Genomic DNA, 16,544 nt, shown 5'->3' with positions numbered 1-16,544 from the left:
ACATGGATATAAGTACAACATATTTGGGCTTGAATTTGCGCTCGCCGTTAATCGTTGGGTCTGCCGGTCCCTTAACCGAAGATATCAATAATATTAAGCGCATCGAAGAGGCCGGAGCGGCGGCGGTAGTTCTCCATTCTTTTTTTGAGGAACAATTACGAGTCGAACAATTAGAATTACACCATCATTTAACTCACGGAACGGAAAGTTTTGCCGAAGCCTTAACTTATTTTCCCGAACCGGAAATCTTTCATGTAGGAGCCGAGGAATATCTTAACCATATTCGCCAAGCTAAAGAACAGGTTAAGATTCCCATTATTGCCTCTCTCAATGGCGTTTCTACAGGGGGATGGTTGGAATATGCCCGAAAAATTGAACAAGCCGGGGCTGATGCGTTAGAGTTAAATGTTTACTACCTACCTAATGATTTAGAGATGAGTGGGGCACAGGTAGAGCAAAATTATGTCGATATTCTTAGAATCATTAAATCTGAAATATCGATTCCGGTAGCGATGAAACTCAGTCCTTATTTCAGCAATATGGCTAATATGGCTAAACAATTAGCTGAAGCTGGAGCAGACGGATTAGTGTTATTTAACCGCTTCTATCAGCCGGATATTGAACTGGAACATTTAGAAGTCATTCCCAATGTCTTATTAAGTACACCCCAGGCGATGCGCCTACCGATGCACTGGATCGGGATGCTTTATGGCCGAGTTAATGTAGACTTTGCTGCTATTAGCGGCATTCATACTTCGCTAGATGTGCTAAAAATGCTGATGGTAGGCGCAAAAGCGACTATGCTGGTTAGCGTTTTGTTACGTCATGGTATTAATGAAATTCGCAAAATTGAGCAAAACTTAATTCATTGGCTTCAAGAGCATGAATATGAATCAGTTAAGCAACTGCAAGGCAGTATGAGTCAGATGAACTGTCCCGATCCAACAGTATTTGAACGGGTGCAATATATGAAGGCGATCCAAAGTTATGAACCGGTTTGGAAGCGTTTCCCTAATTTAGAGTCTCGTCAATCAATTCGATAAAACTTATTAGTTATTAGTCATTAGTTATTGGTCATTAGTCATTGGTCATTCGTCATTAGTACAGGTCTGTCTACTGACTAGGGTGACTCCTCACTACTCGCTACTAAGAACTGACCACTGAGTATCAATATTAAAGGTAATAGGAAAATGACAAAGAAAAAACGAGTTGGTATATTAACAAGTGGTGGCGATTGTCCAGGGTTAAATGCCATTATTAGGGCTGTGGTTAAGGCGGCTAATCGGAAAAATTGGGAAGTTTATGGCTTGCCCTACGGAACCGATGGATTTATTCACCTAGCCAAAGGAATTCGCACCCCAGAAGAATTGAAACTGGGTGAACATGGTTATGATCTGCCAGGACATTTACAGGGGTTAGATATTCTTCAGTTTCTCAGTGGCAGTATTTTGGGATCGCTGAGTAAGGGAAATCCTGAAGATCCAGAAGTCGCTCAGACAATTTTGGAAGGCTATAAACTATTACAATTAGATGCTCTGATTGCCATCGGCGGAGACGGGAGTTTAGACATTATCTATCAATTAGCTCAACAAGGTAATTGGAATTTCGTCGGTATTCCCAAAACCATTGATAATGATGTCCCTTTTACTGAACGCGCCGTCGGATTTGATACAGCCGTTGACACAGTGACCAATGCGTTGTATAATCTTACATTCACGGCGGCTTCCCATGAACGAGTCATGATTGCTCAAGTGATGGGACGTGATGCCGGACATTTAGCCCTTCATGCAGGAATTGCCGGCGGGGCAGATGTGATTCTGATTCCCGAATTAGCACCTCATCTATCAGATATGGTTGTGGATGGCTGTTGCCGCCAAATCGCTCATATTCGCGCATCGGGTCGTCAGTTTGCCCTGATTGTCATTGCTGAAGGGGTGAGAAATGATCATAACGAAAAAGAAAAGTATATCGGGGACTATTTAGCCCAAAGAATTGAACAGCACAGCCAAAAATTGTGTGAAACTGGACATAAAGAGTTCTGTCCTCTGAGTGCTATTGATGTACGGGTGACGGTCTTAGGACACTTACAACGCAGTGGAACTCCTTCCAGTAGCGATCGCTTGATTGGAACGGCTTTTGGGATTAAAGCTATAGAATTGATTGAACAGGAGGCTTATTCTCGCCTGGTAGTCTGGCAACATGGGGGAGTTTACAGCCAACCGTTGGATCAAGTGATTGCTGTGATTCGGCAATGTCATCGGGAAAACCGTTGCGCCTATCCAGTTGATCCTGATGGGTTTATGGTACAAACAGCAAGGTCATTGGGCATCTATCTAGGAGATCACAATTTGCCTTTAGATCATATCGACTCTAAACCCACTGTCGAGTTATCGATCTAATTATTTACCGAGATAGAAGACACCCAGACAGGAGACAGATAAACTTATTGTTCGTTTCCTGTCCCCGACTAATGACTAATGACTAACGACTAACATCTTAATTAATTAAGCATTAAGAATTAATAAATTCTCTCAGATAATCAGTTAATTTTGTAGGAAGAGATAAAAATCTTCCAGCTATGCTTTTTAACCCCAAAAAATCCTTTAAGGCATTAAAAGCGAAAGGGATCTGCCTAAAAAGCTCTAGATCGCCTTTTGAACGTTCTGTAATTGAGCAAATAGTGCTGAAATTATGGGGGCGCAATCAACTGCGTCAATATAAAGACAAAATTTATTTTCGGGTAGAAATTATCCACTACACAAGGAGCCAAAGGGTTTCAACGTCTTGGATTGCTTAAGTTCTGTTCCCTAGACAATCTATCAATTAGGATAAGAACAGAGATCGGAAAAAGGAGACAGACTGGCCTTGATCGCTTTGTAAAGATTAAAATCTGAAAGGGCGAGATAAGAACTTCTCAGACTTAGAGTCACACCCATCAAAAAAACTTATCCAATATATTTGGTCAGCTAAACCACAAGTAACCAATCACAAACAAGTAACCATGAAATTTGTCGATGAATACCGGAACGCGGCTCTAGCTAAACAATATGCACGGGCGATCGCCAAGCGAGTAACTCAACCTTGGACGATTATGGAAATTTGTGGGGGACAAACCCATTCTATTGTTAAATACGGCATCGATGAACTCTTGCCACCAGAAATTACCTTAATTCATGGGCCTGGATGTCCGGTGTGTGTGACTCCTATCCGCTTGATCGATCAGGCGATCGCCATTGCGGCTTTACCCGATGTGATTTTTTGTTCTTTTGGGGATATGTTACGAGTCCCGGGAACCCAAAAAGATTTACTCACGGTTAAAGCGGCTGGAGGAGATGTTCGTATTGTTTACTCTCCGCTAGATTGTCTCAAACTGGCTCAAGCTAACCCCGATAAGCAAGTGGTGTTTTTTGCGGTAGGCTTTGAAACCACTGCCCCGGCGACGGCGATGGCGGCTTATCAAGCTTATCAGCAAGAGATCGAGAATTTTTCTATGGTGGTTTCTCATGTGTTAGTGCCGCCGGCAATGGAGGCTTTACTGTCTTCTCCTGATTGTCTAGTACAAGGGTTTTTAGCGGCGGGTCATGTCTGTACGGTGATGGGATATGCTGAATATGAACCCATTGCCCAAAAATATCAGGTTCCGGTCATCGTCACGGGGTTTGAACCGATTGATATTTTACAAGGGATTTATTTGTGTGTTAAACAGTTGGAAGCACGACAGGCTTTTTGTGAAAATCAATATACCCGTTCTGTACAACCTAAAGGCAATTTAACCGCACAGCAGTTATTACAAGAAGTTTTTGAAGTGGTGCCCCGTCAGTGGAGAGGTATTGGCGAAATTTCGGGCAGTGGGTTGGGTTTACGGGAAAAATATGCGAAAATAGATGCTTTAAAACGGTTTTATCCCCTTAATTATTCTTCTCCTGAGTCGGGTTGTTCTCCTTGTATTAGTGGTCAGATTATGTTGGGGCATAAGAAACCTCATGATTGTCCGGCTTTTGGCACTTTGTGTAAGCCAGAACATCCTCTCGGTGCGCCGATGGTTTCTTCTGAGGGCGCTTGTGCGGCTTATTATCGTTATCGGAGTCAGCTTATTGCTAGTTAAAGATGACCTCTCCCCCAACCCCTCTCCTACAAGGAGAGGGGAGACGAGTTTAAATTTAAGCATTTGTAGGGTGGGTAAGGTCGCTTAAACCTAGAAACCTTGGCGGTTTAATTAATGATCTACCTTGCTCACCATTATTGAGTGTCCGCAGATAAACACAGGTAATATTTTCAAATTAGCTGAAAAATCTACAGATTAATTCCCCTGCTCCGTTAGCCTCGAATGGTACTAAAGTTCCATCTTTGGTGATTTTGATGCGATCGCGGCAGTTGTATTTTTCGATGGGGGTGGCGACTCCGTTAATCTTTACTGATGCTCTATACTCCCAATAGTATTTGGCACTCCGCTTGATGTAGGTGATACATATTTGTTTTCCCTCTAGGGTTCGACATAAGGCGGCTTGTGCAGGGCGTGTGATGCTTAAGCTTATGATGAGCAACAGTAGTAAGATAATGGGTTTCACTTCTGGATCGGTGGTGGATTACTGTTAGATTTTACATGATTATGGGGTTAAGTCTCGCGAAAGCCGCAAAGGACGCAAATAAGCCCGCAAAGAGGTTATTTGTCAGAAAATTCAATAATTGTAGCTTGGTTAAGGAACGAAACCCAACACCGATCATGTTTTCATCATTTATATGGTGTGTATTATATTTATGATAAATACCTTGACAATTAAACTTAATCTACATAAGATTTAAATTAATTTGTGATAAAATAAAAATTATAGAAAAGCCCTGCCTCATAGAGACAGAGCCTAATTCAAGGTTAATGAAATAAAATGTATTTCCTGCGTTAACTCATAAAGAGCCTAACGTAGTGTATCGCCAAAATGACATGGCCTAATGCAAACAAAGCATAAGCTATGCTCAATAACACAAAAATCACCTCCTGTATGGATCAATAATATTATCCATTATGGCATAACTTTAGCCTAACACAGCTAATGAGGTGTAATTTTTCATAACTATTTATTTTTCCAACCGCCTGCTCTTGAAACTAGCTCACGAGTGCCAACTACTCCGCAGCCACAAAAGCCGTTAATAATTTGTTTAAATAAATTATGCTCTCGATCGAAGAATTGATGCAAGAAGCCTTATCTTTACCTAGTGCCGAAAGAGCATTGTTAGCTGAGAAATTAGTTGAAAGTCTTGTGTTTGATGTCGATGGCAAAATTGAAACCCTTTGGACAACTGAAGCTAAAAGGCGGCGAGATGAAATTCGTAACGGTACAGTTGAGGTAATTTCGGGAGAACAAGCTTTAGCCGCGATAAAAAAAATTGTAAAAGAAACACTTCAAGAAGAAATTTCTAAGCTTGACTCTCAAAAAACAGAAAAATTTTTAGAAACTTTTGGCAGTTAGGAAGATAGCCGCACAGCCGACGAAATTATAGAGGAAATTTATTCAAGTCGTGGTGTAAATAACAATAAATTGTAAAAAATTATCTGTAGAAAATCACATGAGTACCTTACAAAACCAAAAAGAAATAATAAACAATGAAACAATGGCTACAGCAAACTTGTATGAAGAAGATTATTTACTTTGGTTAGAAACAACCGCTAATTTTTTAAAAGAAAAAAACTTTGCTCAACTAGACTTAATTAATTTGATAGAGGAGATAGAAGCATTGGGACGTGAGGAACGAAGAAAACTAGAAATTTATTTACGACAACTGCTAAAACACCTTCTTTTCTATCAATACTGGATTGTTCCAGACTGTAAACATCATTGGGCGACAGAAATTGCAAATTTTAGATTAGAACTTAAAAAGTTAATCAAATCAAAAACGCTTTATAATTATCTAATTCAAGTTATGGACGAAGTTTATAGCGAGGCTTTAATCCTAGCTAAAAAGAAAAGCGAATTAAAAAGTTTCCCTGAAAAATGCCCTTACACCATTGAGCAAATTTTAGACATAGATTATTATCCTGAAATAGAAAGTTAAATTATAAATAGTAAGAAGTTTTAGGTGGGCGATGCCTATCCTACTTTTGCATGAGTGCCTCTTGCCTATTTAATATTATGTGGCAAATCGACAAAATCCAACCCGAAGAACGGCAACAATGGCTAATAATGAGACATCAACTTTGGCCAGACAGTGACTTTACAGAACTCCAACAAGAAACCGAAGAAATCATCAAACAACCCGATATATTACCCGTATTCGTAGCCCGTAACTCAGAAAAAGAATTAATAGGATTTTTAGAAGCCGCCTTTAGAGACTATGTAGACGGATGTAACAGCACACCAGTACCTTATATAGAAGGACTTTACGTCAAACCCGAATATCGAAATCAAGGCATAGCAAAAGCCCTAATTCAAACAATGGAAAACTGGGCCAAACAACAAGGATATACAGAAATCGCTTCCGACACAACTCTTGAGAATATAATAAGCCAAACCTTGCATCAGCAACTAGGATTTGAAGCCGTAGAACGGATTATAATCTGGCGAAAATCCATTTAAAGCCGCCCTTCTTCCCCATCGCCTTGTAAAATAGATGGGCAGCAACACCCACCTCATTAAAAAACAAAATTAACATGGACGTAAAAGCCGCTATCGCCTTTGAAGCCGCCAAACCCCTCACCGTAGAAACCGTACAACTCGAAGGCCCTAAAGAGGGAGAAGTCTTAGTGGAAATAAAAGCCACAGGAGTCTGTCACACCGACGCTTATACCCTATCTGGCAAAGACCCAGAAGGCTTATTTCCCGCTATACTTGGTCATGAAGGAGCCGGAATCGTCGTAGAAGTAGGCCAAGGCGTAAAAAGCCTCAAACCGGGCGATCATGTTATTCCCCTTTATACCCCAGAATGCCGCCAGTGTGAATACTGCTTAAGTCAAAAAACCAACCTCTGTCAAGCCATCCGACAAACCCAAGGCCAAGGACTTATGCCCGATGGCACTAGCCGCTTTTCTGTAAACGGTGAGATGATACATCACTATATGGGAACCTCAACCTTTGCTAACTATACCGTACTCCCAGAAATCGCCCTCGCTAAAATTCGGGAAGATGCCCCCTTTGATAAAGTATGTTACATTGGCTGCGGAGTCACCACAGGAATTGGCGCAGTTATTAATACCGCTAAAGTAGAAGCCGGTGCCAATGTCGTCGTATTTGGGTTAGGAGGAATCGGTTTAAACGTCATTCAAGGCGCTCGCATGGTAGGGGCTAATATGATAGTAGGAGTAGATATTAATCCTGCTAAACGTCCCCTGGCCGAAAAATTCGGCATGACTCACTTCGTCAACCCTCATGAAATAGACGGAGATATTGTTAAATATATCGTAGATTTAACGCGAGGCGGAGCCGATTATAGTTTTGAATGTGTGGGTAATGTTAACTTAATGCGGCAAGCCTTAGAATGCTGTCATAAAGGATGGGGAGTTTGTACCATTATCGGAGTTGCCGGTGGCGGCGAAGAAATCCGAACTCGCCCCTTTCAACTGGTAACCGGAAGAGTTTGGAAAGGTAGCGCTTTTGGGGGAGCCAGAGGACGGACAGATGTGCCTAAAATTGTTGATTGGTATATGGAAGGTAAAATCAATATTGATGATTTAATCACTCATGTTATGCCGCTAGAAAAAATCAACGATGCTTTAGACTTAATGCATAAAGGTGAATCTATCCGCAGCGTGATTACATTTTAAATAATTTACGACTAATCACTAAAGAGTAATCTATAATACGCAAAAATTCTAGCCGCAAGCAGAGTAAGAAATATAAACCAAACCAGTAAGCTGACTAAAGACTCTATCCAAAACAGCAATGAATGAACATTTACATTCTTGATTTACTGGTTATAGGCTTACTTTTATTAGGGGTTAGTTTAGGTTCTCGGTGGATTGCTCGTTTACCTCTATCTTTTTCCTTAATCTATCTTATTTTTGGCTTTGCTTTAGGGCGCTATGGCTTAAAGCTATTTAATATCCGTCCCGATGCCGAAATTTTAGAAAGACTCTCAGAATTAGTGGTTATTATTTCCGTCTATGGCTGTGGGTTAAAAATGAATCGTCCCCTTAAATTTTGGGCTTGGAGAAGCACAGCAAGATTGATAGGGTTATTAATGCCGATTTCAATTTTTGGGTTGGCTGTAGCCGCTCATTTTATCTTAAAAATGAACTGGGGAAGTGCGATTTTATTAGGGGCAATTTTATCTCCTACAGATCCCGTTTTAGCTTCAGAAGTACAACTAGCTCACGTTGAAGATAAAGACGAATTACGCTTTGCTTTGACCTCTGAGGGAGGATTAAATGATGCTTTAGCCTTTCCCTTTGTCTATTTTGGCATTTACTGGCTGGAAAAGGGAGATTTAAATAACTGGTTGGCTCAATGGGTAGCCGTTGATTTCATCTGGGCGATCACGGCTGGTATTGTCATGGGAATTATCAGCGCTAAAATTGTAGTCTATCTAGAGCGAAGATGGCCTAGGCCAAAACAAGAATCTGAAGAAGATATTAGAGAAAACTTTCTCGGGTTAAGTACAATTTTGATTACCTATGCAATAACCGAGTTAGTTAATGGTTATGGGTTTTTAGCGGTGTTTGTCGCTGGAGTGGGAGTTTACAAAAGTTACAATTCTAAGCGTGACTCCCAAAAACACCTCGAGCAACTTGAATTTGCCGATCAACTGGAAAAATTGCTCGAAATAGGCATGATTTTGGTACTAGGTTCCCTAGTGCTGATGAAACCTTTGATTCATTACTCAGGTCAAGCTTTATGGATCAGTGGTTTGTTATTCTTTGTGATTCGGCCTGTGGGAACTCTTGTTAGCACGCTTGGCAGTTCTTTACCCATCAGTAACCGTTTGCTACTCGGGTGGTTCGGAATTCGTGGCGTGGGTTCTTTATATTATTTGGCTTATGCTTTGGGTCAAGGATTAGACAATAATATTCTCGAACAAATTTCCTGGATTACCATCACAACCATGATCCTTTCCATTATTGTACATGGGATTAGTGCTACCCCTTTGATGAATTTATATGAAAATAATTTAACTAAAGCCAATAAATTGGAGTAATTTTTTAAGATTTTTTTAAACTTCTTGCTTTTCACTTTTTGTTGTATTGTTGTATACTTAAATGAAATTTCAAAGTTAGTTTAAGTGAGAGTTTCTTAAAATTCTGAGTTCCTGAGAAACCCCGTTAATATTTATTAACAATTTCTGGAAAGATTGCCCAATCTAAGCTGGAGTATCCTGTACATACGAAGAAATCAAAGAATTCATCCCCTGTGTATAGAATAAAGCTATCATATTTATAGGTTTTATTGATTTAACTTTGTGGTGTCAAGAGTAGGACATAAGTATGCCTTATAAATCATCAAATCCCGTTCAAGTTGACGGCTATCTCTTGTGGTGGCGGTTCAGACAAGTTTTTTTGATAAGCTCATTTGTTGCTGTATTGGCTGTTGTTCTTTCAGGGATTATGTATTACCGTTTTCACAAACTACACCTCAACTATGAAACCTCTATTAAAGAAGTTTCAGGCAACATGGATAAGTAAAAAAGTTTTACATTTTAAACAGAAAATAAAAGCTAGTCAACTGCAATGGAAAAACAGCAAGAAAGCGAATTAGCAAATTTTCGGCTCTGGCTGTTTTTTTTCTTTGGCTTTAAGAATCTAACATTTAGCTAGGGGAGTGAATTCTGGGAAGTTCAAGACGAGGGAAAGTTTAATCAGTTGATTACCAAACGTTTACCTAAAAAGTGTAAAGTAGTAGCTGAATTAATGCTCATTAATCAAGCTGGAAGACTTGCTGAGATATGCTGCTTACTGAAAATGCAACTCAATTCCTTGCCAAGGATCAATTAAGTGATGGGCGTCGGCTACATTATTATGACAAAGGAGACAATATTCCCTTAGTAGAAGAAGGTGTGTGGCAAGTCTATCGAGGAGTCGCTCAACTCAGCCAAATTTGTACAAGCGGAGAAGAAGTTTTATTAGGTTGGGTTCAACCTTTTACTTTTTTTGGTTTGTGGCTAACTCACATTGAATCTTATCAAGTCAAAGCTTTAAGCGATCTCTACTTAAGATGGTATGCGCTCAATGAGATCGAAAATACCCCTCAATTATCCCAAGTGATGTTAAATCAGTTAGCGCGGCGGATGCGGCAGACAGAAGCCCTCTTGGCGATCGCGGGATTAAAACGGGTAGAAGAAAGATTACAGCAATTATTAATTTTACTCAAACAAGAACTCGGTCAACCGGGAGACAAAGGAACTCGCATAGGAGTACGTTTAACCCATCAAAACATCGCTAATGCCATTGGAACCACAAGAGTTACTGTCACTCGCTTACTAGGAGACTTTCAACGTCAAGGGATAATTACTCTCGATAGTGAGCGCCATTTCATTATTAAATAAAAACCGTCCTTGTTGTAAAACCGAGTAAAAAACGTCAAATTTTTCCACTAGGGGTCATTACTGATAGCGGTAAAATTATTAATATTAATTAATATTACTGGGATTTTACCACTATCAAGTATTTTTTCTCTTTCTGAAGAATTAGATGAATGGAAACGAAACTATTTAAATAGTTTAATACAAGACTATTTACCTCTATCTTGAGTAAGAGTAATATTGAGTAATTCTAGCTACAAAAAAGGCTAACAATTATTTCTAAAGTTTGAAGAAATCCTCAAAGTTTTATTGATAATTTAAGAGTATGAGAAGCTCATTAAAAGATTACTGGATGGGGGTTTTACCGTTGTGAACCATTGCTATTTGCCGAAGGAGAGCGACGACAAGCAAATAGACAGTAATCCGAGACGAGAAAAAATTTTAGACGGTGTGGAGTTTTTGTCGCTTCCTCCACTTAATCGTGACCCTAGGGAGGCTAAACCCTTTATCAGAACGGTCTAAGGTCATAAACGTCTCAATCTTTTTTCTTATGGTTTATAAAAATATTTTTTTAACCCTAGAGGTAATGATAAATGTTACTCGAAAAATTAGTGCGAGGGGGTTACTTAGCTAAAGGAATTATTTATGGACTCATAGGAATTTTAGCGATATTAGCCGCCTTTAATTCAGGGGGGAAAACCACAGATGCTAAAGGCGTACTGAATACCATTGCGGGTCAACCTTTTGGAAAATTTTTATTAATTTTACTGGCCATTGGTTTAATTGGCTATGCTCTTTGGCGTTTTCTCCAAGTCGCACTCGATCCAGAACAGGAAAATCGAGATAAAAAGGCTAACAGTATTTTACATCGCCTCAGCTATGGACTCAGTGGCCTTATTTATGCCGGATTAGGAATTCAAGCCATTCGATTAGTTGCTAATGCCGCTAATCAAAGTAGTGGTAACAAAAGGGCTGTAGATACCACCGCGCGGTTGCTCTCACAACCCTATGGTCAATGGTTAGTAGGTGTAATCGGAGCGATAATTATTGGAATGGGTTTTTACCAATTTTACCGAGCTTACAAAGCCAAATTTCGCTATAAACTTGATTTAAGACCCTTAAGACCACAGCAACAAAAATGGGTCATTCGAATAGGTCAAATGGGCATGAGTGCCAGAGGAATTGTATTTATGATCATCGGCTTTTTCCTAATACAAGCCGCTCGCCAGTATGATCCCCAACAAGCAAAAGGCCTCGATGGAGCATTACAAACTCTAGCACAACAGCCTTTCGGGAAGGTTGTCTTAGGGTTAGTGGCACTAGGGTTAGTCGCTTACGGAAGTTATGCCATCATTCAATCGCGCTATCGTCGCATAGGGGTGCCGTTGGTTTCACCTCATCTTCGTGTGTAATCAGATTGGATTACAGTTGATTAAGAGCCGGCTTGAGCATTATGTCTTGTTTTTTCCGATATAACCAGGCCACACTTTCCCTTGGTATATATTACACTGTTATCTGAACACAAAAAGCAACACCGGAAATAGGATAATAAAAATAGAATGAGTAAAATCTAGATTAATTATCTAGAGATCTCTTTCAAAAACCCCGTTCGTCTAGTGTTGCCTATTATCCGCAGCACTTCTAGAACCGAGGGGTAAAACCACACCAAAGTCAAAGTCGTTGCTGTTTTTCCGGTTCACTTCACAGAAGTTATGATTACAGTTCTTATCGTCGATGATAGTCCGAGTCTGCGACAAATTCTCATAGAGCTTCTCCAAAAACGAGGAATTAATGTCCTAGAAGCAGCTAGTGGCATGGAAGCTCAAGAACAAATTCAAAAAGAGGTTCCTGATTTAGTGATCACTGATTTGATCATGCCTCAGATGAACGGCTACGAGTTGTGTCGTTGGATTAAAAATAATCCATCTACCCAAGATGTCCCCGTGTTAATTTGTTCGACTAAAAGCGAAGAATTTGACCGTTACTGGGGAATGAAACAAGGCGCAGATGCTTATATTACTAAGCCTTTTCAACCAGCCGAAATGCTGCAAACGATCAAATTTTTGTTGCAAAATCGTCGAAAAAGTTAGTTAAATCCCTTTAAAATTGCCGCTATCCTTATGAATTAACTTAGGGATAGGTAAGCTTTATATTTATTTTCTGGGAAAGGGCGGTACTCTGCGCTCCTTACGTCATTTTTCCGGACCGAAAAGAAAACGTTTTCGGTTCAATTCAACTACACCAGTTGAGGAATTTTTCCGGATTCTCAGGACATTTTTGAGCATAAATCTATTAAAAATGATGAAATATTACCGCTATCTACCTTTGCTACTAACCCTAAGTAGTTTATCACTGGGCACAGACTTAGCCGCTCAAGGAGAAATTAGCCCCCCGTTGATCATAGCTCAGAGTGCGAGTTATCAAGGAATTGTTAAACAAGTGGATGATATTGCCCAACAAATTACCGTTAGAATAGATGGAACAAGCGGCAATGGTTCAGGGGTAATCATTGCTAAAAATGGGCAAACTTATTATGTGTTAACTGCCGCTCATGTGGTGAGCAACCCCGATACTTATCAAATTATTACCCCAGATGGTCAAAAATATCCCCTAAATAAGGCTAATATAACTATCCTGGAGGGAACAGATTTAGCAGTCATCTCATTTAATTCCAAACAAACTTATACAGCCGCTAAATTAGCTAATTATGACTTGAAACGGTCTTGGATTTTTGTGTCTGGTTTTCCCGCCACGAATAAACCGCCACAGCGACGTTTAACCGGAGGCAAAAACCGCACCATACAAGAATCCGATTTTCAAGTTAAAGATATTTATTCAGTTCAAGGTCAAGGTTTAGTTTATACCAATGTTTCTCAAGGGGGAATGAGTGGAGGACCCGTTTTAGATAGAAATGGGCGAGTAGTGGGCATTAATACAGGGGCAGAAAATGAATTGGTTTTTGAAAAAAATCAAAATTATGTTGAACTGAATTTAGGATTTAGTTTAGGGGTTCCTATAGCTACTTTTATCAAGTTGCTCAATAAAACAGGAATACAACCTCAATGGATAACCCTAGAAACCTCTTCAGCCGCCGCCTTAACTGAAACCGAAGTTAATTCTATTAGAAATCAACTATTTAACTTATATGTTCCTATTAAAAAAGAGGATGCTTTAGCTTGGATAAATTATGGTAATCAACTGTTTCGCTTAGAAGAATTTGAAAAAGCGATAACGGCTTTTGATCAAGCTATTACTGTTCTGAAATCAACACCTAATCCTTCTTCCCAGACTAAACAGGATTTAGCTAAAGCTTATTATGCCAAGGGATTAACTTTATGGTTTACGAGAGATTTATCACAATCTGCTCAGGAATTTATTCATGCAATACAGCAAGATGATCAGTTTTATTCGGCTTGGCGTTGGCTCGGGTATGATCTATTTTTAATGAGAAATTATACAGACGCTCTAAAAGTCTATAATAAACTTTTTGAAATGAATCCTAAAGGGGATTTTGTTTTATATACAGAACGAGGAAGTGTTTTAGCTTATTCAGGACATTATCAAGAAGCCATTGCTGATTATAACAAAGCGATTGAACTTAAACCCCATCCTTGGGCGTATAATAAACGAGGACTTGCTTATTCAGAACTAGAAGAATATCAAAAAGCCATTGCTGATTTTAATAAAACCATTGAGCTTGAACCCGATGCCGATTACGCTTATAATAATCGAGGAAATGTTTATAAGGACTTAAAGGACTATGATAAAGCTTTAGCTGACTATAATAAAGCGATTAGTTATAATTATGTCGGTGCTTATAATAATAGAGGTAATCTTTATTTAGATTTAAAAGAGTATCAAAAAGCCTTAGCAGATTTTAATAAAGGCATTGAGATAGATTCGGAAAATTCTCTTTTGTATGGTAATAGAGGGCGAGTTTATTCGGAGTTAAAAGACTATAAAAAAGCTTTTGATGATTACAGTAAAGCCATTGAAATAAATCCTAATCAATCTTTTTATTACACTCTTCGGGCGCGGGTTTCTCAGGATTTAAAAGATTACAATACAGTGATAAAGGATTATACAAAAGTTATTGAACTTAAGCCAGAGCAGGAAAAGATTGTTGAGGCTTATGCTAATCGAGCAGGAGCTTATCAAAATTTAAAAGAATTTCAAAAAGCCCTAGATGATGCTAATAAAGTTATTGAATTAGTTCCTGATCAATTCTATGGATACGTGGTCAGAGGAGGAATTTATGCTGAGTCTGGAGACTATCAAAAAACCGTTGATGATTATACAAAATCTATTGAAATTTATCCGAAATGGTTTGTTCTTTATAATAGAAGAGGACAGGCTTATTTTAACTTAAAACAATATCAAAATGCTTTAGCTGATTATACAAAATCCGTAGAAATTGAACCTAATATTGATGGGTATTTTGGTCGGGCAATAATTTATCATAAGCAGGGGAATTATGAGGCAGCAGTACAAGACTATAAACAAATTCTCAATTTAGATCAAAATAATCTTGCTACTTGGAATAATCTTGGATTAATTCTTTATGAAACCGGAGATATAGCCAATGCCATAAAACCTTGGACAGTGATAGTAGAAAGTAAAGCACCAATTGCCGAAACTCAACTCGCTTTAGCAGTAGCACTTTATAACCAAGGGGAACAAGAAAAAGGACTGGCTTTAGCTGAAAATGCTTTAACATTGGATAGAAGATATAGTGATGTCAAATATCTTCAAGAAAACTTGTGGGGGCAAAAATTAATTGCTGATACCCAAAAACTTTTAAAGCATCCTCGAATTCAAGCCTTTTTATCCCAGAAAAAATAAATGAGTTTTATTACTTAAATAAATCCCCACTTCTTGGGCGGCTTGGCGCGATAAATAACCCTTTAAAATTCCTAGAAAGGAACTTCATCAATTTCATCAATAGATTTCAAAATAATTTTTTCTGGCTTAAATCTCGATTCAAAAGCCGAATAATAAGGGCAACTGGTTTGACAACTAGAAAAATGAGGAAAATCCTTACCCTTATTAAAATAATTTTCTAACCATTGCTCTAATTGAGTTAACAAATAATTTAAATCTTGACGAGTTTTTTCATGTAGAATCTGACTATAAGAAAAAGTCAAACTTTCAGGGCGAGTGGGAAGCTTGACAAACCAATAAGTCATCGACAGTTGTTCAGGAAGATAATTAGTAGTTTCCGCTAAAACATATAAATATAGACGAGTTTGCCAGTTTTGAGCTAATTTGTGCGGGTTTTCGGGTTGTAAATAAGTTTTCCAATCTAAAATTTTTGCCTGAGAATTCCCTAAAATGAGCAAATCATAAACCACCGTCAATAAATAATTTTTAAAACCAAGAGTGCGAGAATGTTCCGCCTCTCGCCAAATATTTTGCTCACTTTGCCAAAGTTCTGGCGCAGTTTCTCTTAAAGCGATGATAGCCTGTTGCAGTTCTTGATCTTGTTCTAGGAGAGGATCAATAGGAAGTCCTAGTTCCTTCTGCTGCATTAACTGGTGAAATTGACTCCCCCAACGGAGTTTTAGATGTTGTTCGTATTGGAGGGGGGTTGTCAACTGTTCTAGGTAAATGCGTTGAAACTGTGGAGGACAGGTTTCTAGTAAATTGAGTTGTCCTTGAGACAAACGTATCAGAGGAGTTTTGATAGGGTGTTGAGGCAACGGTAGTTGTGTCATCACGATACAATTGAGATATAAATCAAGCTTAGATCACAAAGATTATGACCGCTAAGGTAGAAATTTATACTTGGAGTACCTGTCCTTTCTGTATTCGTGCTAAAGGTTTGCTCGATAAAAAAGGAGTAGACTTTACTGAATATTGTATCGATGGGGATGAAGAAGCGAGAGCAAAGATGGCACAACGATCTCATGGACGTAGAAGTTTACCCCAAATTTTTATCGATGATCAACATATTGGTGGATGTGATGATTTATATGCTTTAGATAGACAAGGAAAATTAGATCCTTTGCTTGGATAGTTATTAGTCATTAGTCATTAGTCATTAGTCATTAGTCATTAGTTATTAGTCATTTTTAAACGGCAAATAATGACCCCGAAAACTA

15 protein-coding genes are annotated in these 16,544 nt (G+C 38.9%); 13 read left to right on the top strand and 2 right to left on the bottom strand.

Annotated elements, in window-relative coordinates; translation table 11 throughout:
- The first annotated feature begins 2 nt into the window (after positions 1-2).
- From CYAN7822_RS14820 to hypD, 3 genes are all read left to right on the top strand, one after another.
- Positions 3-1,043 carry a dihydroorotate dehydrogenase-like protein gene (locus CYAN7822_RS14820; protein WP_013323082.1) on the top strand — a complete coding sequence of 347 codons (1,041 nt, stop codon included), beginning with the start codon at positions 3-5 and terminating at the stop codon, positions 1,041-1,043.
- Positions 1,044-1,190: 147 nt separating this feature from the next.
- On the top strand, positions 1,191-2,399 hold the full coding sequence (locus CYAN7822_RS14815; RefSeq protein ID WP_013323081.1) for an ATP-dependent 6-phosphofructokinase: 1,209 nt from the start codon (positions 1,191-1,193) through the stop codon (positions 2,397-2,399).
- Positions 2,400-3,001: 602 nt separating this feature from the next.
- Entirely contained in the window at positions 3,002-4,105 is a 1,104-nt protein-coding gene (gene hypD / locus CYAN7822_RS14810; protein WP_013323080.1) for a hydrogenase formation protein HypD, read from the top strand.
- Between the two features lie 175 nt (positions 4,106-4,280).
- Here the strand turns inward: hypD and CYAN7822_RS35745 are convergent, their stop codons facing one another.
- Entirely contained in the window at positions 4,281-4,568 is a 288-nt protein-coding gene (locus CYAN7822_RS35745) for a hypothetical protein (protein ID WP_013323079.1), read from the bottom strand.
- 597 nt (positions 4,569-5,165) lie between these two features.
- Between CYAN7822_RS35745 and CYAN7822_RS14805 the strand changes: the two genes are divergently transcribed.
- The 9 genes from CYAN7822_RS14805 (at position 5,166) to CYAN7822_RS14765 (ending at position 15,285) form a co-directional block, all read left to right on the top strand.
- Complete coding sequence (locus tag CYAN7822_RS14805; protein WP_013323078.1) at positions 5,166-5,465, top strand: addiction module protein; 300 nt, start codon at positions 5,166-5,168, stop codon at positions 5,463-5,465.
- Positions 5,466-5,562: 97 nt separating this feature from the next.
- Positions 5,563-6,048, top strand: coding sequence for a DUF29 domain-containing protein (locus CYAN7822_RS14800; protein ID WP_013323077.1), 486 nt, complete (start codon positions 5,563-5,565; stop codon positions 6,046-6,048).
- Between the two features lie 77 nt (positions 6,049-6,125).
- Positions 6,126-6,569 carry an aminoglycoside 6'-N-acetyltransferase gene (gene aac(6') / locus CYAN7822_RS14795; protein WP_013323076.1) on the top strand — a complete coding sequence of 148 codons (444 nt, stop codon included), beginning with the start codon at positions 6,126-6,128 and terminating at the stop codon, positions 6,567-6,569.
- A 74-nt stretch (positions 6,570-6,643) separates the two neighbouring features.
- Entirely contained in the window at positions 6,644-7,753 is a 1,110-nt protein-coding gene (locus tag CYAN7822_RS14790) for an S-(hydroxymethyl)glutathione dehydrogenase/class III alcohol dehydrogenase (protein ID WP_013323075.1), read from the top strand.
- A gap of 122 nt (positions 7,754-7,875) precedes the next feature.
- On the top strand, positions 7,876-9,123 hold the full coding sequence (locus tag CYAN7822_RS14785; protein WP_013323074.1) for a cation:proton antiporter: 1,248 nt from the start codon (positions 7,876-7,878) through the stop codon (positions 9,121-9,123).
- A gap of 744 nt (positions 9,124-9,867) precedes the next feature.
- Positions 9,868-10,467 (top strand): Crp/Fnr family transcriptional regulator, encoded by a 600-nt coding sequence (locus tag CYAN7822_RS14780; RefSeq protein WP_013323072.1) that lies wholly within the window; start codon positions 9,868-9,870, stop codon positions 10,465-10,467.
- 569 nt (positions 10,468-11,036) lie between these two features.
- Positions 11,037-11,855, top strand: coding sequence for a DUF1206 domain-containing protein (locus CYAN7822_RS14775; protein ID WP_013323071.1), 819 nt, complete (start codon positions 11,037-11,039; stop codon positions 11,853-11,855).
- Between the two features lie 300 nt (positions 11,856-12,155).
- Positions 12,156-12,533: a response regulator gene (locus CYAN7822_RS14770; RefSeq protein ID WP_013323070.1), complete on the top strand. Its 378-nt coding sequence runs from the start codon at positions 12,156-12,158 to the stop codon at positions 12,531-12,533.
- Positions 12,534-12,741: 208 nt separating this feature from the next.
- A complete protein-coding gene (locus CYAN7822_RS14765) occupies positions 12,742-15,285 on the top strand; it encodes a serine protease (protein ID WP_083786865.1) in 2,544 nt (847 codons plus the stop codon).
- A 71-nt stretch (positions 15,286-15,356) separates the two neighbouring features.
- On the opposite strand, the gene CYAN7822_RS14760 is transcribed toward CYAN7822_RS14765, so the two are convergent.
- Positions 15,357-16,157 carry a PD-(D/E)XK nuclease family protein gene (locus tag CYAN7822_RS14760; RefSeq protein WP_013323068.1) on the bottom strand — a complete coding sequence of 267 codons (801 nt, stop codon included), beginning with the start codon at positions 16,155-16,157 and terminating at the stop codon, positions 15,357-15,359.
- Between the two features lie 44 nt (positions 16,158-16,201).
- On the opposite strand from CYAN7822_RS14760, the gene grxC reads away from it, so the two are divergent.
- Entirely contained in the window at positions 16,202-16,459 is a 258-nt protein-coding gene (grxC, locus tag CYAN7822_RS14755) for a glutaredoxin 3 (protein ID WP_013323067.1), read from the top strand.
- Positions 16,460-16,544 lie beyond the last annotated feature (85 nt).

Origin of the sequence: Gloeothece verrucosa PCC 7822 (assembly GCF_000147335.1) — a bacterium.
Lineage (GTDB): Bacteria > Cyanobacteriota > Cyanobacteriia > Cyanobacteriales > Microcystaceae > Gloeothece > Gloeothece verrucosa.
Note: the sequence above shows the minus strand (reverse complement) of the source record. Positions and strands in the feature narration are given on the sequence as shown.

Bases quoted from the DNA above. Each gene is read 5' to 3' on its own strand.
- CYAN7822_RS14780 (WP_013323072.1), top strand. From the start codon at position 9,868: ATGCTGCTTACTGAAAATGCAACTCAATTCCTTGCCAAGGATCAATTA.
- hypD (WP_013323080.1), top strand. From the start codon at position 3,002: ATGAAATTTGTCGATGAATACCGGAACGCGGCTCTAGCTAAACAATAT.
- CYAN7822_RS14765 (WP_083786865.1), top strand. From the start codon at position 12,742: ATGATGAAATATTACCGCTATCTACCTTTGCTACTAACCCTAAGTAGT.
- CYAN7822_RS14785 (WP_013323074.1), top strand. From the start codon at position 7,876: ATGAACATTTACATTCTTGATTTACTGGTTATAGGCTTACTTTTATTA.
- grxC (WP_013323067.1), top strand. From the start codon at position 16,202: ATGACCGCTAAGGTAGAAATTTATACTTGGAGTACCTGTCCTTTCTGT.
- CYAN7822_RS14805 (WP_013323078.1), top strand. From the start codon at position 5,166: ATGCTCTCGATCGAAGAATTGATGCAAGAAGCCTTATCTTTACCTAGT.
- CYAN7822_RS14820 (WP_013323082.1), top strand. From the start codon at position 3: ATGGATATAAGTACAACATATTTGGGCTTGAATTTGCGCTCGCCGTTA.
- CYAN7822_RS14760 (WP_013323068.1), bottom strand. From the start codon at position 16,157: ATGACACAACTACCGTTGCCTCAACACCCTATCAAAACTCCTCTGATA.
- CYAN7822_RS14815 (WP_013323081.1), top strand. From the start codon at position 1,191: ATGACAAAGAAAAAACGAGTTGGTATATTAACAAGTGGTGGCGATTGT.
- CYAN7822_RS14790 (WP_013323075.1), top strand. From the start codon at position 6,644: ATGGACGTAAAAGCCGCTATCGCCTTTGAAGCCGCCAAACCCCTCACC.
- CYAN7822_RS14800 (WP_013323077.1), top strand. From the start codon at position 5,563: ATGAGTACCTTACAAAACCAAAAAGAAATAATAAACAATGAAACAATG.
- CYAN7822_RS14770 (WP_013323070.1), top strand. From the start codon at position 12,156: ATGATTACAGTTCTTATCGTCGATGATAGTCCGAGTCTGCGACAAATT.
- CYAN7822_RS14775 (WP_013323071.1), top strand. From the start codon at position 11,037: ATGTTACTCGAAAAATTAGTGCGAGGGGGTTACTTAGCTAAAGGAATT.